Here is a 19840-nt window from a genome sequence, read left to right as displayed (position 1 = left end):
GACGTTTGTGGTGGGTATCGCTAGCCTGCGCGAGCGTTCCCCGCCGCCCTTGGAGCCCTCGATGCGACGAACCATTTTCGTGACGCTGTGCCTCGCCGTCCTGCCCGCCACGGCCTTCGCCGCGGGGGCCCCGATCGCCCCTGACGCCCCGTGGGCGCGGCACGCCGACGACGAGCTGTCGCGACCGCTGCACGAGCGGCTCTACGGCATCACGAGCGAGCAGCTCGCAGCGTTGCCGACCACGCGAGAGGGCGACATGGTCTTCACCCCCGATGGGCTCGGCGCCGACACCCTCGCGGCGTTGGGTCGCGCGCCGCTGCACGCGATGTCGTACGACCCCACGCCCGGCGTGCTGTACGTGGCGATGACCGGCGTGACGCTGTCGCCGACGTGCGGCAACACGGACACCGCCAACGCAGCGCTCAACTGCACGCCGCTGGTCGACAGCGTCACCGAGTTCCCGCCCTACGGCAACGGCAGCGCGCAGGCGTCGATGTTCCAGGAGCTGCAGAACTACTACGAGCCCTTCAACATCGTGATGACCTCGAACCGTCCGCCCGACTGGCTGCCGTACACGATGGCGGTGATCGGCGGCGCGTCGAACCAGGGTGCTGGCGTGTGCGGCGTGGCCAACGTCGCGTGCGACGGCCTCAAGCGCAACCACGTCTCGCTGTCGTTCCCCGAGAGCTGCGGCGGGGTGGCCGAGGTTGCCGCGCAGGAGACCTCGCACAACTGGGGCCTCGAGCACACCGACGATCAGACCGACTTGATGTATCCGTTCAACAACGGCGGCTTCAAGACCTACGTCGACACCTGCAACGACATCAGCCACGCGACCGGATCGGGCGTCACGCAGTGTGGCTACATCCACGAGATCTACTGCGAGGCGGGCGGCGGCGAGCAGCAGAACAGCTACCAGGAGCTCATGGGCGTGTTCGGTCCGCGGGTGGCCGACACCGTCGCGCCGGTGATCACCAGCACCACGCCGGCCGACGGCGCCGTACTCGGCACGCTCGACTCGGTGCTCATCACCGCCACCGTCGAAGAGGACTCGAACTTCCTCGCCGCCAAGTGGACCTGGCTCGAGGGCCTGCCCGAGGGCGTCGACGAGTACACGCGCTGCACCAACCACGTGTGCACGCAGGACATCGACCTCACGCCTGGCACCGATCCGAACACCGTGGCCTGGGACTTCGCCAACTTCGCCCAGGCCCCGGTCGGCACCTACAGCTTCCAGTTCGAGGTGATGGACGCGTACGGCAACTACGACAGTCGCGTCATCACGATCGAGGTCGTCGAGGGCAGCACCACCACCGGAGGCAGCGCCGACACCACCGGCGGCACCGCCAGCGCGGGCACCGGGGAGGGCACCGCCGAGGGCGGCAGCGCCGAGGCCGGCGAAGGGACCGACACCGACGGCGGCACGGATGCCGGCTCCGACACACTCGACGCGACCGGCGGCAACCCGGAGGGCACCGGCTGCGCGTGCGGGCCGACGTCCTCGCCGGCTGCGTCCGCTGCGTGGGGTCTGCCGCTGTTGCTGGCCGCCCGCCGACGCCGTCGTCGCTAAAGCACAGGGCGGTCGGTGCTGCGCGGACGCGGAGCTGGCCGACAACGGGCCGCGGCGGTGGGTCGACAGCGGTCGCACGGGACCGCACGAAGGCACCAGAGGTGTCCGAGCCGATCCATCCCTCGCCGTTGCCGTGGCCGGTCGTCGAGTCCGTGCTGCTGGCGATCGCACGGGTCGCACCGACCAGCTTGCACGTGACCCGCGATCCCGCGGCGCGCATCGGTCGTCACGCAGGCGAGGGCGATCACCCGCGCTTGCAGGTCGAGGCCGACGGCGTCGCGTGTGCGGTGTGGATCGGGGACGGCGTGACCGCGTGTGTCGACGCCCGCGCGGCGCTGGTCGAGCTCGCGGCCCGCTGTCGCCACGACCTGTTCATGGTCGAGCCGATCGTGCCCGGCTGCGGCATCGGCCTGCACATGCTGCGGGCGATCGATCCCCAGCTCGTCGAGCTGACCACCGACGAGATCGGCGACGGCCCCGAGCGCACGCGCGAGCGCAAGCCGTGGGAGCCGCCGGCGAAGTGGGTCGTCGGGCACGTGCGACCGTGGCGATTCGAGGCCGACGCCGAACTCGCGCGCGAGGGCTTCGTGGCGAGGCTGTCGCGCATGTCGGCGCCGCAGATGCTGCTCGCCGCAAGGCGCGTGCTGGCCCGCTTTCCCCGTGCCCACGAGCTGCTGCTGCTCGGTGTGGTGGAGCTGGTCGCGCGCGGCGACGAGGCCGGTGCGCGCGCGCTGTGGGGCGAGCTCGAGGGCAGCGACGATCCCGGCTCGGTGCGACGACTCGCCCGCGCCGCGCTGCTCGATGGCTTCGCCGCGGCGTGGCTCGAGCCGCCGCGCGCGACCGGTTAGCGGACCCTGCGGGCGCCGCGTCGGCCTGACGTGTGCGGCCGAGCGCCGCCTCAGCCGACGGCGCCCATGCGACCGGTGCCGTGCCGCCCGCCGCCGTCGGCGGCCTGCAGTGAGCGCTGCAGCGACAGCGGCGGGCCGCAGAAGCGCACCCCGACCTCGTCGGCGCCGGTCCGGCGCACGACCTCGACCGGCAGATCGATCCGCAGCGACGAGCGCTCGGACGTGAGGCTCACGACCACGCGATCGCCGGTGCGCAGCGGCAGGCGGCCATCGTTGCGCAGCCGCAGCCCGCCGGCTCCGATGTCGAGCACACGCGCCGGCGCCTGCATGTCGGCGTCGCGGGTGATCGCAGCGAGATCGACGAGCATGCGTCGATGGCGACGCCGCTCGTCGGGCGCAGCGTTGCTCTGCTCGAGCAAGACCCGCAGCCCGGTGAGCTCGTCACGCCCGGCGTCGTGGGGCGCGTGCACCAAGGAGACATAGCGCAGCACCGCCGAGAGGAACGCTTGCTCGAAGGGCGTCATGGCGTGCTCGCGGCATCGACGGCGGCGGCCGCCGCGTTGACGGCCAGCGTCAGCTTGGGCCGCGCCGTGCGTCGTCGGGCCCACGCTCGGGCGCCGGCTCGGCAAGCTCGCGCGAGGCCACGGCGGCGGCGGCGAGCGCCAACCAGCCGGCCATCAGGCACAGCCCGCCCAGCGGCGTGATCGCGCCGAACCACCGCGGTGCGCCCAGGGCCATCGCCATCAGCGTGCCCGAGAAGATCGCGATGCCGGCGGCGAACGCCGGCACCGCGACCCGCAGCGCCCGCGCGCGCGCGCGTGACAGCCCGATCGCAACCAGCACCACCGCGTGGAGCTGGGCGTAGTCGGCCGCGGTGCGCCACCAGCCCAGCGCCTGCGCGTCGATGCGGCCCGACAACGCGTGGGCCCCCATGGCCCCCGCGGCCACGCCCACGAAGCCGGCCACACCACCGACGAGCAGCGCCGCGCGCACGGGCGAGCTCACGGCGCACCGCCCTTGGCCAGCGCGGCCCGCCGTGCGTCGAGCTGCGCGAGCAGCCAGCCGCGGAACTCCTCTTCGCTGCCGTCCTCGTGCAGCACGCGATAGGGCTCCATCGTGGAGAACGCATCGGTCGCGATCTCGTCGATGAAAGTCTCGAGATCGCGGACGTCGGCGCCGAGGAACTCCCACTTCTTGCGCAGCATCTCGGCGAAGTCGGGCGCGGTGTACTCCCTGCGCTTGCCCTTGGTCTTGCCGCTCGGCAGCTTGCGGGCCGGCGCGACGAAGGTCTCGCGGCTGCGCTCGACGATCGTCAGCGCGTCGAGGATGCCCAGCGTCACGGGTGCGTTGGGATCGTGCCGTGCCGGGCCGGTCGCGCGCGGTGCCCGGGTCGCACCTTCCATCTCGTCCAATGCCGCGAGGTACCAGTCGCGCGCCTCGAGCACGGTGCCGTCGGTGAGCCGCACCCGCAGCGGCTCGGCCTTGCTGCGGTCGATCGCGGCGACCGCATCGACGAACTGCCGCGCGGTGGCGAACGTCAGCCGCGTGACCCGGTGCTCGAGCTCGTCGGCCATGGTCGCGCCGTCGAAGGTCTCCTCGCCGCGGACGAACACCGCATCGACCTTGCGGACCTCGTCGATCAGCGCCCGGATCTTCTCGGCCTCCGACGGCTCGCCAGCGTGCTCGGCGGGCTCCATCCGCTGGACCTCGTCCTTCTCCATCACCCGCGCGTTGGGGCTGCCGCACGCCGCCACCGACGCGAGTGCGACGACGAACGGGGCGTGGGCCCGCCGCCAGCTTCGGCGTAGACTCGCCCCGCCGCCGCCCCAAGGCCGTGCGATTCGCACGCACGAAGGCTAGCACGCATGGCACGCCGTGACGCCCCCGAGCTCTTCGATCGCGCCGACGATGTGGGCGCGCCTGCGTCGGGCTCCACCGACCCCGACCAAGGCGCGCGCGATGCGTTCGCGCCGCTCGCCGAGCGCATGCGCCCGCGGACACTCGACGAGTTCGTGGGGCAGTCCCACCTGCTCGGACCCGGCCGTCCACTGCGACGTGCGATCGAGACCGGCCGCGTACCGAGCATGATCCTCTGGGGCCCGCCCGGCACCGGCAAGACCACGCTCGCGCGGCTGCTCGCGCGCCACGGCGAGGCCGCGTTCGAGACGCTATCGGCCACCGCCGCCGGCGTGAAGGATCTGCGCGAGGTCATCGAGCGCGCGAAGACCCGCCGACGTCATGCAACCGCGGCCGCGATCCCGACGCTGCTCTTCATCGATGAGATCCATCGCTGGGGCCGCGGCCAGCAGGACGCGCTGCTCCCCCACGTCGAGGCCGGCGTATGCCGCCTGGTCGGCGCGACCACCGAGAACCCCAGCTTCGAGGTGAACTCCGCGCTGCTCAGCCGCGCCCGCGTGTTCGCGCTGCAGCCACTGGGCATCGAGGACGTGCGCGCGCTGCTGCGACGCGCGCTCGAGGATCCCGTGCGTGGGCTCGGGGCCCGCGCGCTGACGGCCGACGACGATCTGCTGCGCGCGCTCGCGGCGGGTGCCCAGGGCGACGGTCGCCGCGCGCTGTCGGACCTCGAGACCATCGTCGACCTGATGCCCGACGGCGCCACCGCGCTGACCGCCGAGCACATCGGTGCGGCGCTCGGCCGTCGCGCGCTGCGCTACGACAAGGCCGGCGAAGAGCACTACAACGTGGTGTCGGCGTTCATCAAGTCGATGCGCGCCAGCGATGCCGACGCGGCGGTCTACTGGCTGGTGCGCATGCTCGAGGCCGGCGAGGATCCGATGTTCGTCGCACGACGCATCGTGATCTTCGCCGCCGAGGATGTCGGCAATGCCGACCCCCAGGCGCTGGTGCTGGCCCAGGCCGCGGCTGCGGCGACCCACCTGGTCGGCCTGCCGGAGGCATCGCTGCACCTCACGCAGGCAACGCTGTACCTGTCGCTCGCGCCCAAGAGCAACGCCGCGCTCGCCAGCTACGCGGCCGCGCGCAAGGAGGTGCAACGCTCGGGCGCACTGGCGGTGCCGATGGACGTGCGCAACGCCGTGACGGCGATGATGAAGGCCGCGGGCTACGGCGCGGGCTATCGCTATCCCCACGATCTCGCCGGCGGCCTCGACCGCGAGCACGACAGCCACTTGCCCGAGGCGCTGCGCCGCACCGGCGCGACCAGCTTCGCGCGCGTCGGCGCTCAGGGCTGGGAGGCCGCCGCGCTCGCACGCCTCCAGGCCGCGCGGTCCGAGGCCGCGCGCACCCACGCGGCCGCCGGGAAAGAACACGCCGACGCGTCGCCGAGCAACGACGACGCGTCACCGCCCGACGACGCGCCGCGCGAGCCGACGGACGACTAGCCCTTCTTCTGCTTCTTCGGCGCGGCGGCGGCCTTGCCGGCCTGGGCCACCTCGCGGCGGCGCTTGAGCCGGTCCTTGAGCTTGCGCTGACGTTGGCGCCGGCGCGCCTTGGGGGTACGACGATTGTCTCCGCGTGCCATGTGGCGGGAAGGTCCCGCACCACCCCGGTCGCCGTCAAGCGCCGTCGAACAGGACGCCCGCAGGTGCTCGCCACCACGTGCGCCTGGCCGCTGGCGCGGTCGCGCCGTCGAAGTCGAGCCTGCGCGGTGAAGGGGTCGAGCGCGGGGTTGCGTCGATGGGCGACGCCCTGGTAGCGAAGCGCGGCCATGGTTGCGCTCTCGGTCAACGTCAACAAGGTCGCGACCCTGCGGAACTCGCGGACCGCCCAGCACGGCGCGCGCGCGGCTGGCCGCCCCAGCGTGGTCGCAGCGGCGCGCACGTGCATCGAGGCCGGCGCACCGGGCATCACCGTGCACCCCCGCGCCGACGCGCGCCACATCACCGCGACCGACGTGCTCGAGCTGCACGATCTGCTCGCACCGCTGCGCGACCGCGTCGAGTTCAACATCGAAGGCGACCCCCGCGAGGACCTCGTGGCCCTGGTCGAGCGCGTGCGCCCGCACCAGTTCACCCTCGTGCCGGTGGCCCCCGGTGAGATCACCAGCGCCGCGGGATGGGCGGGCGATGCCGACGCGCCGACGCTGACCTCCGCCATCGCTCGCGCCCACGCGGTCGGCACCCGCGTGAGCATCTTCGTCGATCCCGAGCCCGCCGCGGTGCGCTGGGCTGCGGGCCTCGGAGCCGACCGCGTCGAGCTCTTCACCGAGCCATTCGGCCGCGCCTTCGCGCAGGGAGGGGCCGCGGCCGACGCCGCCTTCGAGGCCTGCGCCGTCGCGGCGACGCTCGCCCACGGCCTCGGCCTGGGCGTCAACGCCGGGCACGATCTCGATCTCGACAACCTCGTCCGCTTCCGCGCGCTGCCCCACCTCGACGAGGTCTCGATCGGCCACGCGTTGATGAGCGACGCGCTGTGGCACGGGCTCGCAGCAACGGTGCGGGCGTATCTCGACGTGCTCGCTAACCCTCGAGCTCCGCAATGATGCCCTCGACGCGGACCTGCTCGCGGCGGCGACCGGGCACCAGCTCGAGGTAGCGGCGGTAGTGCGCGATGGCCTCGTCGCGGTGACCGAGCTCGCGCTCGATGTCGCCGAGCAGGCGATGCAGCTCGCCGACGTCGGGCGCCAGCGCGTGGGCGACCTGCGCCGAGCCCAACGCGCGCTCGGGGTAGCCGCGCGACAGTAGCTTGCGCGCGTGGGTGATCGCGCCCGTCGCCTCGATGAAATCGCGGTACTCCTCGGTGAAGAACAGCGGGTCGGGCGGAAGATCGTCGAGCGGTACCGCCGGCGCGTCGGTGCGACCGAGCAGCCGCGAGAGATCGAAGGCCTGGAAGCGCCCGAGTGCCGACGGACCCTCGGCGACCCACAGCACCATCGCGGTCGCGTCGACCACCACGGACTGCGCGACCGCGAAGTTCTCCAGCGCGTTGGGATTGCCCAGGCCGAGGTCGGCGCCCTTGGTGCCCCGTCGATCGCGGAGCACCGACACCAGCTCCGCGGGATCGACGTCGCCGGCCTGCGACAGCAGCTCGCCCAGGCGCTCGTAGCGGTAGCCGCTCGAGGTGTAGCGCCGCACCCAGTCGTTCTGCAGATCACCCTCGAAGGCCTCGCGCAGCATGTGATCGGTGGCCCATACCACCGGCTCGCCCTCGCCGCGCACGACCCGATGATCCTCGCGCTGGCGCGCGCCGAGTTCGACGAACACCGCCTTGCGCTGCACGCCGTCGGCGACCAGCACGATGCCCGAGGTGCGCAGCGAGGCCGCGCGCAGGATCTCGACCGCGTGCTCGAGGGTATCGGCCTCTTCCAGCACGCGACGCAGCACGATCGGGCCCGGCGCGCCGTCCTCGAGCGGCTCATCGGTGCGGGCAGGATCGAGCGCCACGAAGATGCCGCGCGCGTTGATGCCGGTCACCACGCCGATCTGTCCGGCCCAACCGACCGAGACGAAGGGATAGCGACCGTCGGGGCGTACCACCGACACGATGCGATCGGGGGCCTCGTCGTGGTCGATGTCGAACCACAGCGAGCGACCGATGAGCAGGTTGCCGGGCTCGGCCGCGCTGCGCTTGCGCGAGACCGCAAACGCGGCGCCCTCGACGATGACGTCGTCGAGCCGCGACACCAACGAGTCGAAGCTCTGGTAAAGGAACAGCCGGTGGTAGGCGCCGATGCGGCCGCCGCCGGCCTCGGGCATCGCCTGCGCCATCGCGGCCAGCTCGCGGCGGTAGACCTCGTCGAGGTGACGGTCGGCGTCGCGGTAGTCCCAGCGGGTCAGCATGGTCGCGGTCCAGCCTTCGAGCCATGCGCCGTAGCGGGCGTCGACGCGGGCGGCGACCAGCTCGTCGAGCTGCTCGAACAGTCGCGCGCTGAGGCGGCCGCGCGCGTCGCCGATCTGCTCGGGGCTGCCCTCGAGGTGGAGCAGCCACAGCTTGCCGTCGCGGGCGAGGTGCGAGCGCCCGTAGTGCAGCTCGCGCCCGGACTCGCTGACCTCGAAGCGCTCGGCCGGCACGTCGATGTCGGGCCCGTCGAGGTCGGTGTAGTTGAGGTAGCCCGAGTAGAGCAGGGCCACCAGCACGAAGGTCGTGCCGAGCAGGGCGAGCGCCGCCCGCAGCAACGCGAACATCGCGTTGTCGCTGTTGCGGGGGCCACCACCGAGCGCGAGCTTCGCCATCGCCGCCAACCGTCATAGCATCGATCGGCCGACGCTTTTAGGTGCCGGCGGCGCCCCATCGGCGCTGCCATCGGCGCTATGCTCCCGCGCCCGAGGCGACACACGTGATGTTCCGCCCGCACCGCCACACATCCATCGCCCTGCTCGGGCCCATCCTGGCCGTCGCGACGCTGCTCGCCAGCGCCTGCGCCCCCGAGACGCCGCCCAAGCCCGACGCCCCCGCCAAGGCCGGCGACGACCCGGCCACGCCTGCGGTCGCCGCGACATGGACGCCGAGCACCCCTGCGGTGCTGACCTTCGCGGCCGAGCGCGGCAGCTTTGCCGACGCCGGCGACGCCGCGAAGATCCCCGAGGCCAGCCGCGGCCTCGTGCGCGTGAGCCTGCTCGATGGCCCCGCGCCGCCGCCCGGCATGGTGTGGGTCGGCAACTTCCGCGATGCGCAGCAAGACGGCAGCGTCGCGCTCACGACCGTGCCGCGCGACGCTTACGAGGAGCTCGCGCTGGGCCAGGGGCTCTCGAGCAGCTTCGAGCTGCCGCAGGGCCTGCAGCCGCCGCAGCAAGTCGCCCCCAGCGACGCCGAGGTCATCGTCTACAAGACCGCGTGGTGTGGCGTCTGCAAGAAGCTCGAGGGTTACCTGAAGAAGAAGGGCGTCGCCTACGTGGCCAAGGACATCGAGAAGGACCGCGACGCCGCTGCCGAGCTGCAGGCCAAGGCCGCCGCCAAGCACGTGCAGACCGGAAGCGTGCCGATCGTCGACGTGCGCGGCGAGCTGCTGGTCGGCTTCGATCGCGCACGGCTCGAGCAGCTGCTCTAAGCGGGTGCGCGTGCCCTCACGGCGTCGGGGCGGCTGCGCCCAGCAGCGCCAGCAGCTCGTCGGCATCGACGTAGGTCTTCACCACCACGCGCGCCCGGGGGGCCTGCGGCGCGGATGCCATCAGCGCCTCGCGCAGCGCCGAGGCGTCATCGAAGACCAGCAGCCGCGGCAGCGACAGCGCGTCGAAGAACGCCTGCATGCCCTCCTGCGCGGGGGTGCCGGCGCTGACGTCGACGCGCACGAGCGCGTGGTCCCGCAGCGCCGCCAGCACGCGGGCATCGGCGAGCGTGTTGCGTTCGAGATCGAGGCACGGCGCGCACCATGTCGCGCCGACGTCGATCACGACCGGCGTGGTGCCGGCCTCGCGCAGCGCGGCGACCAGCGCCTCGCGATCGTGCACGCGTCGCCAGGGGCCGGCGTCGACCGCTGGGCCCGTCTGCGACGCCGGGCTCGCGCCCCCCTCCGCGTGCTCCGTCGCCGGCGCACACGCGAGCGCCACGGCGATCGACGCCGCAGCCCGCCTCATCGCACCGGCGCAATCGCGAGCCGGAAGGTCTCGGCGTCCACCAGCGCCCGAAAGCGCACCGCAGGCTCGGGCATGGTCGCGTCACCCTCGCGGCGCGCCGCGATCTCGGCCCGCAGATCGATCGCCGATCCGTACACCAGCACGCTCGGCAACGTCTCGCTGTCGAACATCTCCTGCAGCCGCGACTGGTCGTCGGTGCCCTCGGAGACATCGATCTTCACCAGCGTGTAGTCGTCGACCAGCGTCGGCTCCACGCTGGGGTGACCGAAGGTCTGCAGCTCCATCTCCTTGCACGGCAGGCACCAGCTGGCCGCGAAGTCGACCAGCACCGGGCGCGTCGGGTCGCGATCGGACAGCGCCGCGTCGAGCTCGGCGAAGTCGTGCACGTAGCGCCACGGCAGCTTCACGAACATCACGTTGTTGAGCGCGACGATGGCCCCGAAGGCCGCCACCGCCACCGCCAACGCCTTGCGCACCTGCTCGCCGCGATCGCCATGGAAGCTCAGGTGCACCGCACCGGCCGCGATGCCGGCCAGCGCCAGCGCGACGCCGATCCAAAGCCCGAACTGCTCGTGCAGCACGAAGTCGGCCAGGTCGTTGGAGAGCGGCCGCATGAACCAGTACGCCATGACCAGCAGCGCGATGCCGAACACGCTCTTGACGTGTTCCATCCACACGCCGGGGCGGAACAGGCTCGCGCCCAACGCGACCGCGAAGAACAGCGTGCCCATGCCGAGCGCGTAGGTGAACAGCAGCGAGGCCCCGAACGCGACCGAGTGCCCCTGCGCGGACGACTTGGCGATCAACGCCAGCAAGGCCACCAGCGCCGGTCCACTGCACGGCGCCGAGATGAAGCCCGACACCAGCCCCATGAGGAACGCGCCGACGGGTCCCGCCCCGCCGACCGTGTTGAGCCGGCTCTGCAGCGACACCGGCAGCTGGAGATCGAAGGCGCCGAACATGCTGGCCGCGAGCGCCAGCAGCAGCACGGTGATGGGCAGCACCACCCGCGGATCGGCGAGCCAGGTGCCGAACGCCCCGCCGGTCGACGCCACCAGCACGCCCAGCGAGGTGTAGAGCGTGGCCATGCCGAGCACGTACGCGCTGGCGAGGAAGAGCGCGCGCGGTCGCGATACGCCCTTGGCCCCGAACACCGCGACGGTCACGGGGATGAGCGGGTACACGCAGGGCGTGAGGTCGACGAGCACGCCCTGACCGAAGGCCCAGGCGTAGGTGCCGAGCTCGGCGGAGGGCGACGCGCCGGCTGGCGCGGCGAGGAGGGCGAGCAGTGACATGGGGTCCTTGCGGCGAGCACAACGATGCAACGCCGCGGCGCAGGACGCCAGCCTTCGCCGGCGCGGCGTGCGTTCTACGGCGGCTCGACCCCGAGGCACACGCCCTGCAGCTGGATCTCCTCGAGCTCGGCCGCGGACAGCGCGGTGCAGCAGGTCTCGTCCTGGGCCTGCAGGATGAAGTCGACCAGCAGCGGCAACGGCAGGCCGTAGCAGCACGCGGGCTGGCGGTCGCGCTTGCAGTCGGGCGCCACCAAGCAGTCTCCCGCGCGGGGATCGAGGCACTCGAGCCGCACCGACGGGTTGGGGTCGGTGTAGTCGAGCACGACCGAGGTGTCCTCGAGCATCCGCGCGCCGATGAGCCCGTCGGGTTGGATCGCCTCGGGCGCGACGTCGAGCCGCAGCGCGACCGGCAACGGATGGCTCGCGGGCACCACGATCGCCTCGATCCACGCGTCGGGATCGGGTGTCGCGGTGGTGCCCTGCAGGAACGGCTCACCGAGGATCGCCATCGATGCATTGGCGCGGTCGCGCTCGATCGCACGCGCGTCGGTGTCGGGATCGGCGGAGTAGGGCGGCGCGGTGTCGCGGACGTCCCCGGTGCTGGTGATCGCCTGGGTGTAGCGGGTGCACTGCGCGACGAGGGCGGCTTGCCGGTCGGCGACGCGGCGACACGGATTCGCGTCGCGCGTGCGCGTCGAGCCGGCGACCAACGCGACGGCCCGCACGGCGATCCGCGGCAGCGGAGCGTCGACCCCGGCCGCCGGCCAGCCCGTGAACGCGATGACGCCGTCGTTGCCCCACAGGCACGCGTGGTCGGCCTGCGTCGCCGCGCTGCACGCCGTCAGCTGATCGAGCGGGCCGAACATCCGGATCGCGCTGTCCTCGAACAGCACCATGCTCGGCACCGAGGTTGCGACCACCAAGCTCGCGGGGCGCCCACCGAGCACGGGATCGGAGGCGGCCGCGCAACCGCCGTCGAGTTCCGGCCCCGGCGTGGACTCGCACACTGCGGCCTCGAACGGGTTGAACGCGTCGACTTGGTAGCGCAACGCGCACGGCGGCGTCGCGACACAGGCATCCAACACCATGCGCGTGGCCTTGAGCGCAAAGTTGGGCTGCGCCCGTGCGAGATCGAAGCCATCGACGCGGCAGCCCTCGGGGTCGTAGTCGCAGCGATCGCCGACGTCGCGTCCGAGCAGGCGCCCGGGGAACTGCAGCGCGAGGAAGGCCCGGCCCTGGTCGGCGAGGTCGTCGTCCGAGCCGGGGAACTCGGCGTAGAACGTCATCGTCGCGGGGCCGTCGTTGGGGTGACGCATCGCGATGGCGAAGTCCCGCAGCAGGTTGCCGCCCAGCACGCCGCGGGGCTCCACGGGCGCAGCGGCGGTGCCGGCGAACCACGACCAGCCGTCCCTGCCGCCCGCGGGCGCGCGCACGAGCGGCAGATCGTGGAAGCGGAAGCGGGCCACCGCCGCGGCCAGGACATCGGCATCGGGCGCGGCCGCGGCGAGCCCCTCCGCGGAGCGAATCTCGAGGCACTCACGATGGAACTCGGGCCCGGTCAGGCCCTCGCGCGCCAGTGCCGACATCGGCGCGAGTGTGTCGATCAGCAGCGTCCCACAGGCTCGGTCGCCGTCGAGCTCACAGCCGCCACGCGCAGCAGCGCCGGGGCAGCCCTCGTCGACGAAGGCGAGGCGCGGCAGCGGCGACGCGTCGCCGCTCATGAGCCGGATCGGATCGCCGAACAGTCCCTCGGCATCGAGCGACGGCGAGCCGCAGCCCACCAAGACGAAGAGCCCGCATGCACGGCGGTGCAGGCGGGCTCGGGCTCGGGCGGGCGTCACGTCCCGGGCAGTCTATTCGGTCTTGGCGAGGTCGGCGAGCTTGGTGTCGAGGCGGGCGATGAGGCCGTCGACGCCCTCGTCGCGCAGGATCTTGCCGAACTCGTAGCGGTAGTTCTTCGCCAGGCTGACGCCGTCGGTGATCATGTCGCGGACCTGCCACTTGCCGTCGACGACGTGCATCACGTACGCAACTTCGACCTGCTGGGAGGCGCCGTCCTTGTTGGTGAAGGTCACGCGGGTGGTGACCTTGCTGGCGCGCGGGCGCTTCTCCTCGCCGAGGTACTCGACCTTGCCGGTGTCGGCCTGGCGCACCCGCTTGAGATAGTTCTGGCGGATGAGGCGGGCGAGCAGCTCCTCGAACTCGGCGCAGCGGGGCTCGCAGCGGCGGTCCGCGCGGTTCTTGCCGCCCAGGGCCAGGTTGGCGATCGCCTTGTAGTCGAGCAGCTGGTCCACCGCCTCCTGCAGGGCCTGGTCGGGGACCTTCGACTTCACCAGCAGCTGCACCACGTCGTGCTGCTTCTTGAACTCGTCCATCGCACTGCCAGCCGCCGCGATCTCCTCGGCGGCGCCGGCCTCGAGTGCCGCGGCATCATCCTCCGTCGCGGCATCACCCCCACCGCCACCACCGCCCGCGGCGTGGGCGGAGACGGGAACCAGGGCGCTGGCGATGACGATGGAGCTGATGAAGAGGCGGAGCATCGGGATGGACCTCGTGGGCAGTTGCGCCCGTTTGGCAGGGGCTTGAGACGGGGGGTCCGCGTCGACGATTCAGCGGGACGCCAGTCTAGCGAGCTTCGGACGACTTTCGCGGTGAGGCGCCCCACAGCGGCACCCCCACGGCGCGGGAGAGCCGCGCGGCGGCGATGTTGTGCTGGCCCACCGCTTCTACGTGGGCGAATCGCCACTTGTACCACTTCTCCAGCGCCCGAAGCAGCTCGCCGGAGTTGCCGCCGCCGACGGAGTCCTTCTGTTCCTGGGACACCACCAGCTTCCACGCCTCCTTCGTGCCGGCCCTGCGCAGCTCCAATGTGGCGCCCGCGTCGACGAGGTCCGCGAAGGCCTCCTCGACGTCACGACCCAGCAACAGCTGGGCGGCATCGCGCTGGTACTCGGCGGCGCGGAGGTCCGCGCGGCTGGCGAGCAGATCGAAGGCATCGTTGTGGAAGTCGAAGCGCCAGCGTAGCGCCAGGGCCGCGGTGACCCGCGAGAAATTGTAGTTGTCGACGTAGTAGAGCGTGCTCATCGCCGTGTCGGCGGCGTTGGTGCGTGCGACGCCGACCGAGAGCGCGATCCCGAGATCGGGCAAGAAGTTCGATCGCGCCAGGCGCTCCTGCGCCTTGCGCAGCTGCACGCCGGCCGCCGCCATCTTCGCCTCCGGGCGGCTGCGCACGGCCAGCTCCTTGTAGTGGGCGAGGTTGCGCCGGCCGCCTTCGAGCTGGACCGCCGCCAGCTCGGACTTCGCGACGTCGAACCCGCGTGGCGCCGCGGCGCCGGCGAGTGCCCACAGGGCGGACAACGCGAGCGACTCGACCTTCAGCGCCTCGCGCATCTGCTCCTCGAGCTCGTAGCTCGCGAGCCGAACCTTCATGCGGTCGTCGGGATCGCGATCGGGATTGCCGGCATCGTCGTCGTCGAAGTCGTCACCGCCGAGGTCCTTCTCGACCCGCGCGCTGGCCTTGTCGAGCACACCCTGGGCCTCGCGCAGGATCACGATCGACTCGCGCGCGAGCTGCAGCGTGGTGTGGGCCTGCTCGACGCGCAGCAGCGTCTCCTGCTCGGTCGCGGTCTTCTGCAGCTTCGTGAGGGCCACGGCCGCGTCGGCGGCCTTGCGCACGTTCTTGATCTTCCCGAAGGTGTACAGCGGGATGACGGTGTCGAGCTGGAACGCGAAGCGCACGCCCGCGCGGCCGAGCTGCTTGAAGTAGTCGCCCGCGCTCTGGATGTCGAGGTTGGGGTCGCCGCCGGGATGGCAGAACTGGAAGTCCTGCATGCTGGCGTCGGCCTTCTGCAGCACGACGTCGTCGCACTTCACGTTGGCGCCCGGGCTGAGCACGGTGGTGGTGTCGATGATCGGCACCCACGCGAACTGGGCCTTGCGTGCACGCGCCCGCATGGCTTCGACCTGCGCCTGTGCGGCACGCACGGCGGGGTTCACCAGCGCGAAGCGGGTGATCTGCTCGAACGAGAGCACGGGCACCCCCGACGGGCGCGGGCCGTACGGGTCATCGCGCTGGGCGACGGGCACCTCGAACGCGGACGCGCCCCCGGCCGTCGTGGCGCCGGCGCCAGGCGCATCCAAGTCGTCGTCGGGGACGTCGCGGGGACCGACGCGGGGCGAGCTGGTGGCGCCGGCGTCGGCGCTCGCCGGCGGTGCCGCCGAACCCCGTGCGGGCCACGCGAGCGCCACCGCCAGCGAGAACACTGCAGGCCCGTGCCAGCCGGTCGCGCGTCGCACCGTGCATGGCGTACTCCGGGCCCGGCCCACAATCAAGGGCCCGGCCTTGCGCGATGTGATCGCGGCTTCGTATGCTCGCCCGCGAACGAGGACGCCAGGAATGCTCTACGCCGCCTTTCTCGATGCGATCGAAGGGCAAGCGCGACGCCTGCTGCGGCTGGGTGGCGCCGATGCCCGGCGATTCTTGTCTGGCAGCGTGTCGGGCGATCTCGACGCACTCGCGCCGGATCGCGCCGTCACGGCGGCGTTGCTCACGGTCAAGGGCAAGCTGGTGTCGGAGCTGGTGGTGTTGGCCGGAGCCGACAGCATCGACGCATGGATCCCACAGGATGTCTTCGATGCGGTCGCGCGCGCGTTCGACGAGCACATCGTGATGGACGACGTCGTGCTCGAGCCGGTGCCGGATCATGCGGCGGCGATCGTCTGGGACGACGACGGCGAGACGGTGGCGCTGCCGGCCGGGATCACCGTGGTCCACACGCGTCACCCGTTGCCCGCGCAGCTCGCGGTGGGCCCCGCCGAGCTGCTGCAGCGCGCGCTGGCGGCGGCCGAGCCGGTCGACCGCGTCGAGTTCGAGCGCGCCCGCATCGAGAGTGGCACGCCCGGCTGGGGCGCGGAGCTGCGACCGGGCTTCTTCCCGCCGGAGGTCGGCTTCGTCTACGCGGTCTCCTACACCAAGGGCTGCTACATGGGCCAGGAGCCGCTGGCGCGCCTGCACGCGCGCGGGCAGGTCCACCGCGTGATGGTGCGGGTGGTGCTCGAGCGCGCGTGTGCGGTCGGCACCGAGCTCGCAGCCGAGGCGCGCGAGGACGCCGGCACGCTGACGACCTGCGTCGGTGAAGTGGGGGGCGCTGCGGGGCTCGCGATCGTGCGCCGCGAGTTCGCGTCGCCAGGCGGCGTGCTGCGGACCCGCGGCGATGCAGCGGTGGCCGTGCGCGTGGTGTCGGGGCCGCTCGGCGACGACGAGGGCCTGCGCAAGAGCTGAGCGGCGCAGCAACGGCCTCGGGGGACGAGACCGTCGACGGGGACTCTGCTAGCGCTCGAGCACGGCGGCGGCGGCCATGTGACCGCTGCAGACCGCAGACTCGATGGTCGCGGGGATGCCGGTGCGCACCCAGTCGCCGGCGAAGTAGAGCCCCCGCACCGGCGCGCGGGTCTCGGGGCGGAAGTGATAGGTGCCGGCGGCGTGGCTGATGGTCGCGCGCTTCTCCTTCACGACCTTGGCCTGTCGCACGATCGGCCGCGCCGCGGGGAAGTAGCGTGTCATCTCGCTCTTCCACAGCTCGACCAGGGTCTCGGGGCTGTCGTCGACGAAGCCGCGGGCCCCCGACATCGTGCAGTTGAGCAGCACGGTGTCGCTGGGATCGCGGCCCTCGATGCGAGTGCGGTCGAACATCCAGTGCAGCGGCGAGTTGACCAGCCCGAGGAACGGCACGTCGTCGAACAGCGGTCGCTCGAGGAACAGCCACAGGTTGATGATCGGGCTGGTGGTGAGCTTGGCGACGTCCTGCAGCACCGGCGTGCGCAGCACCGCCTCGGGTAGGCACTCGAGCAGCGCGAACGGTGGCACCGCGGTCACCACCTCGCGGGTGGCGATGCGCTCACCACCGCGGAGCACGACGCCGGACACCCCACGATCGTCGATCTCGATGGCACGCACGCTGCTGCCGAAGCGCAGCTCGGCGTCACGGCTGCGAAGCCACTGCGTGGCACCGTCGACGTACAGCCGCGACAGCGGCACGCGCGGCACGCCCAGACGCGACGCGTCGCGGGTGCCGAGGAACGCCCGCTCGAGCACCGCGACCAACATCGCCGCCGACGCGATGAGTGGGTCGTCGTTCAGCACGGCCCAGATGAGTGGATCCCAGAACGCGCCGCGGATGCCCTCGGTCTGCCCCAGCCGGTGCAACCACGCGTCGCAGGTCTCGTTGTCGTCGGGCCGCACCACCTCGCCGCGCAGGAACATGCCCATGCGCAGTGCCGAGGCCTTGTGCAGCGGGCCCAGCCCCCGCATCGTGAGCAAGCCGGCCGCGAGGTGCAGCGGCGCCGGCAGTGCGGGGCAACGCAGCTTCACCCGGCGGCCACCCGGCTTGACCATGTCGATCGACAGGTTGCGTTGGAACGCGACGTCACCGTCGGTGCCGATGGTGCGCAGGAACGCCAGCGTCTCGTGGTAGCAGCCCATCATCAGGTGCTGCCCGTTGTCGAGCTCGAGCCCGCTGTCGTGGCCGAACGAGCGCGAGCGTCCGCCGCCGGCCTTGGTCGCCTCCAGCACGATCACGCGACGGCCGGCCTCGACCAGGCGCACGGCCGCGGCGAGGCCCGCGAAGCCAGCCCCGATCACGACCACGGGCGGCGTGGTGTTCGTGCTGGCGCCCGCGCCGTTGCTGTCGGCGTTGGTGCTGGCGGTGTCCATGCGTGTGGCTCCTCGCGCGCCTTCACGAGCGCAGGCCGAAGCCGGCACGCGCAATCGCCAGCGCGGCGACCTTCAGCTTGTCGCGCCGGCGCAGCGAGGCCCGGCGGGTGTAGACGTTGAACTCGCGCTCGCGGATCTCGACGAGGATGCGGTGGTAGGTGCGGCCCATGACCTCCGCGGGCACCAGCGCGCGCAGGTCGGCCTGCGCGAGGGCGTCCCAGGCCTGGCGGTACTCGGCCTCGGCCGCGGCCGCGAACTCGCTGGCGAACGCGACGAAGCGAGCGTCGTAGCGCTGCTCGAGGATGTCCTCGTCGCGCAGACCGTGGCGCTCGAGCAGCGCCAGCGGCAGGTACACGCGGCCGCGCAGCGCATCCTCGCCGACGTCGCGCAGGATGTTCGTGAGCTGCAGCGCGAGCCCGAGGTGCTCGGCGTAGCGGGCCGCGGCTGGCGAGGTGTCGCCGAAGATCGCGATGCACAGCAGCCCCACGCACGACGCGACGCGGTAGCAGTACAGCCGCAGCTCCTCCATGTCGGCGTAGCGCGTGCGCTCGAGGTCCATCTCGCAGCCGGCGATGATCTCGTCGAAGCCGTGGCGCGGGTAGGGGAAGCGCTGGAGGCTCTGCTGCAGCGCCTGGCCCAGCGGCGTGGTCGGAGCGCCATCGCCCGCGTCGTAGACGCGCGCGACCTCCTCGCGCCAGTGCTGCAGCCCGGCGCGCGCCTGCGCGACACCCTCGTCACCGGGCGGACGCTCGTCGACGATGTCGTCGACCACGCGACAGAACTCGTAGACCTGCTTGAGCGCGTCGCGCTGCTCGGGCCCGAGGAACAGGAACGCGAACGCGAAGTTCGAGGAGCTGCGCTTGGTCAGCCGGCGCAGCAGCTTGACCCCACGACGGGGAAGCGACTGCGCGAGCGGGCCCAGGCGGTCCATCGTGGCGGCCCCGTTCACGCCTCTCCGCGCAGGAACCGGCGGCCGAACGCGAACAACGAGCGCAGCGCGATGCCGGCCATGTCGCGCTTCTCCAGCGTCGGGCGGTGGATCAAGGTGGTGTACTCGAGCGCCTCGATGCGATCGAGGATCGCCATGCCGCCGCGCCAGGTCGCGTCGAGCTCCATCGACAGGCCCGGCGAGACCCGGCGGATGAGCGGACGGCCGCGGTGGAACATCGCGCGCACGCGGGCGAGTTCGTAGCGCATCAGCTCGCGGAACTCTTCGGTCATGCGACGACCGAACAGATCGTCGTGGGCGACCCCGAAGTGCACCAGGTCCTCCTCCGGGATGTAGATGCGACCGCGCGGGATGTCGACCGAGAGGTCCTGCAGGAAGTTCGCAATCTGCAGCGCGCTGCAGATCTCGTCGCTGAAGCGGTGCAGGTCGGGCTCGCGATGACCGTGCACGAACAGCACCAGCTGGCCGACCGGGTTGGCCGAGTGGGTGCAGTAGCCGAGCAGCTCGTTGAAGCTGGTGTAGCGGTGCTTGGTGAGGTCCATGCGGAACGCGGTGAGCAGCGCTCGCAGCGGCCCGATCGGGATGTTGTGGCGCCGCACGGTGTCGCGCAGGGCGATGAACACCGGGTGCTCGACGTCGCGGTGGTAGCAGGCCTCGAGCAGGCTCTCCCACGCCGCGAGCGCCTGCGAGCGACGGCCCTCGAAGCGCGGCTCGTCGGCGAAGTCGTCGGCGGTGCGGGCGAAGGCGTAGATCGCCGCGACGTGCGGCCGCAGGTGCGGCGGCAGGAACTTCGACGCGACCGGAAAGTTCTCGTAGTGGCTGGCGGCCATGCGCTCGCACCAGCGGTAACCGGCGGCGGTCGTCCACGGTCCCGGCGGCGCGCCGTCGGGCGGAGCCTGGCGGAAGCTGCCATCGTCGTCGACCAGCTGGGCCGGTACGCAGTAGAGACGGGGTTCGGTGGCGTTGACCATGG

At 72.1% G+C, this 19840-nt stretch carries 19 protein-coding genes; 6 read left to right on the top strand and 13 right to left on the bottom strand.

Going from position 1 to position 19840, the window contains the following annotated elements; genetic code table 11:
* Nucleotides 1-61 precede the first annotated feature (61 nt).
* Entirely contained in the window at nucleotides 62-1570 is a 1509-nt protein-coding gene (locus IPH07_05240) for a hypothetical protein (protein ID MBK6916785.1), read from the top strand.
* A 101-nt stretch (nucleotides 1571-1671) separates the two neighbouring features.
* Complete coding sequence (locus IPH07_05235) at nucleotides 1672-2418, top strand: hypothetical protein (protein ID MBK6916784.1); 747 nt, start codon at nucleotides 1672-1674, stop codon at nucleotides 2416-2418.
* 50 nt (nucleotides 2419-2468) lie between these two features.
* Here IPH07_05235 and IPH07_05230 read toward each other — a convergent pair whose 3' ends face one another.
* The 3 genes from IPH07_05230 to IPH07_05220 form a co-directional block, all read right to left on the bottom strand.
* Nucleotides 2469-2942 carry a PilZ domain-containing protein gene (locus IPH07_05230; protein ID MBK6916783.1) on the bottom strand — a complete coding sequence of 158 codons (474 nt, stop codon included), beginning with the start codon at nucleotides 2940-2942 and terminating at the stop codon, nucleotides 2469-2471.
* A 49-nt stretch (nucleotides 2943-2991) separates the two neighbouring features.
* Nucleotides 2992-3351, bottom strand: a complete 360-nt coding sequence (locus IPH07_05225) for a DUF423 domain-containing protein (GenBank protein MBK6916782.1) — start codon at nucleotides 3349-3351, stop codon at nucleotides 2992-2994.
* Nucleotides 3352-3419: 68 nt separating this feature from the next.
* Nucleotides 3420-4172, bottom strand: a complete 753-nt coding sequence (locus tag IPH07_05220; protein MBK6916781.1) for a DUF5329 family protein — start codon at nucleotides 4170-4172, stop codon at nucleotides 3420-3422.
* 111 nt (nucleotides 4173-4283) lie between these two features.
* On the opposite strand from IPH07_05220, the gene IPH07_05215 reads away from it, so the two are divergent.
* A complete protein-coding gene (locus tag IPH07_05215) occupies nucleotides 4284-5780 on the top strand; it encodes a replication-associated recombination protein A (GenBank protein MBK6916780.1) in 1497 nt (498 codons plus the stop codon).
* Here IPH07_05215 and IPH07_05210 read toward each other — a convergent pair.
* Nucleotides 5777-5920 (bottom strand): hypothetical protein, encoded by a 144-nt coding sequence (locus tag IPH07_05210; protein MBK6916779.1) that lies wholly within the window; start codon nucleotides 5918-5920, stop codon nucleotides 5777-5779. The genes IPH07_05215 and IPH07_05210 overlap by 4 nt on opposite strands.
* A 186-nt stretch (nucleotides 5921-6106) precedes the next feature.
* On the opposite strand from IPH07_05210, the gene IPH07_05205 reads away from it, so the two are divergent.
* Nucleotides 6107-6880, top strand: a complete 774-nt coding sequence (locus IPH07_05205; protein MBK6916778.1) for a pyridoxine 5'-phosphate synthase — start codon at nucleotides 6107-6109, stop codon at nucleotides 6878-6880.
* Here the strand turns inward: IPH07_05205 and IPH07_05200 are convergent.
* Entirely contained in the window at nucleotides 6858-8570 is a 1713-nt protein-coding gene (locus tag IPH07_05200; GenBank protein ID MBK6916777.1) for a hypothetical protein, read from the bottom strand. The two genes, IPH07_05205 and IPH07_05200, sit on opposite strands and share 23 nt — an antisense overlap.
* Before the next feature lie 107 nt (nucleotides 8571-8677).
* Between IPH07_05200 and IPH07_05195 the strand changes: the two genes are divergently transcribed.
* Nucleotides 8678-9385 (top strand): hypothetical protein, encoded by a 708-nt coding sequence (locus IPH07_05195; GenBank protein ID MBK6916776.1) that lies wholly within the window; start codon nucleotides 8678-8680, stop codon nucleotides 9383-9385.
* Nucleotides 9386-9401: 16 nt separating this feature from the next.
* Here the strand turns inward: IPH07_05195 and IPH07_05190 are convergent, their stop codons facing one another.
* The 5 genes from IPH07_05190 to IPH07_05170 all read right to left on the bottom strand — a co-directional run bounded on the left by IPH07_05190 (nucleotide 9402) and on the right by IPH07_05170 (nucleotide 15502).
* Nucleotides 9402-9785 (bottom strand): thioredoxin family protein, encoded by a 384-nt coding sequence (locus tag IPH07_05190; protein MBK6916775.1) that lies wholly within the window; start codon nucleotides 9783-9785, stop codon nucleotides 9402-9404.
* A gap of 122 nt (nucleotides 9786-9907) precedes the next feature.
* Nucleotides 9908-11206 carry a thioredoxin family protein gene (locus IPH07_05185; protein ID MBK6916774.1) on the bottom strand — a complete coding sequence of 433 codons (1299 nt, stop codon included), beginning with the start codon at nucleotides 11204-11206 and terminating at the stop codon, nucleotides 9908-9910.
* A gap of 74 nt (nucleotides 11207-11280) precedes the next feature.
* On the bottom strand, nucleotides 11281-13047 hold the full coding sequence (locus IPH07_05180) for a hypothetical protein (GenBank protein ID MBK6916773.1): 1767 nt from the start codon (nucleotides 13045-13047) through the stop codon (nucleotides 11281-11283).
* 12 nt (nucleotides 13048-13059) lie between these two features.
* Nucleotides 13060-13746, bottom strand: coding sequence for an ABC transporter substrate-binding protein (locus IPH07_05175; protein ID MBK6916772.1), 687 nt, complete (start codon nucleotides 13744-13746; stop codon nucleotides 13060-13062).
* Nucleotides 13747-13831: 85 nt separating this feature from the next.
* The gene (locus IPH07_05170; GenBank protein MBK6916771.1) at nucleotides 13832-15502 is read right to left on the bottom strand and encodes a TolC family protein; all 1671 of its coding nucleotides are present in this window, start codon (nucleotides 15500-15502) and stop codon (nucleotides 13832-13834) included.
* Between the two features lie 100 nt (nucleotides 15503-15602).
* On the opposite strand from IPH07_05170, the gene IPH07_05165 reads away from it, so the two are divergent.
* On the top strand, nucleotides 15603-16487 hold the full coding sequence (locus tag IPH07_05165; GenBank protein ID MBK6916770.1) for a hypothetical protein: 885 nt from the start codon (nucleotides 15603-15605) through the stop codon (nucleotides 16485-16487).
* Between the two features lie 48 nt (nucleotides 16488-16535).
* Here IPH07_05165 and IPH07_05160 read toward each other — a convergent pair whose 3' ends face one another.
* Genes IPH07_05160 through hpnC form a run of 3 tightly spaced genes read right to left on the bottom strand, consistent with a single transcriptional unit; the run spans nucleotide 16536 to nucleotide 19838 of the window.
* A complete protein-coding gene (locus tag IPH07_05160) occupies nucleotides 16536-17918 on the bottom strand; it encodes an FAD-dependent oxidoreductase (GenBank protein MBK6916769.1) in 1383 nt (460 codons plus the stop codon).
* 22 nt (nucleotides 17919-17940) lie between these two features.
* Nucleotides 17941-18849, bottom strand: a complete 909-nt coding sequence (hpnD, locus tag IPH07_05155; protein MBK6916768.1) for a presqualene diphosphate synthase HpnD — start codon at nucleotides 18847-18849, stop codon at nucleotides 17941-17943.
* Between the two features lie 14 nt (nucleotides 18850-18863).
* Entirely contained in the window at nucleotides 18864-19838 is a 975-nt protein-coding gene (gene hpnC, locus IPH07_05150; protein ID MBK6916767.1) for a squalene synthase HpnC, read from the bottom strand.
* Nucleotides 19839-19840 lie beyond the last annotated feature (2 nt).

The organism is Deltaproteobacteria bacterium (genome assembly GCA_016709225.1).
Taxonomy (GTDB): domain Bacteria; phylum Myxococcota_A; class Polyangia; order Nannocystales; family Nannocystaceae; genus Xiheibacterium; species Xiheibacterium phototrophicum.
This window is presented reverse-complemented; position numbering and strand designations above follow the sequence as displayed.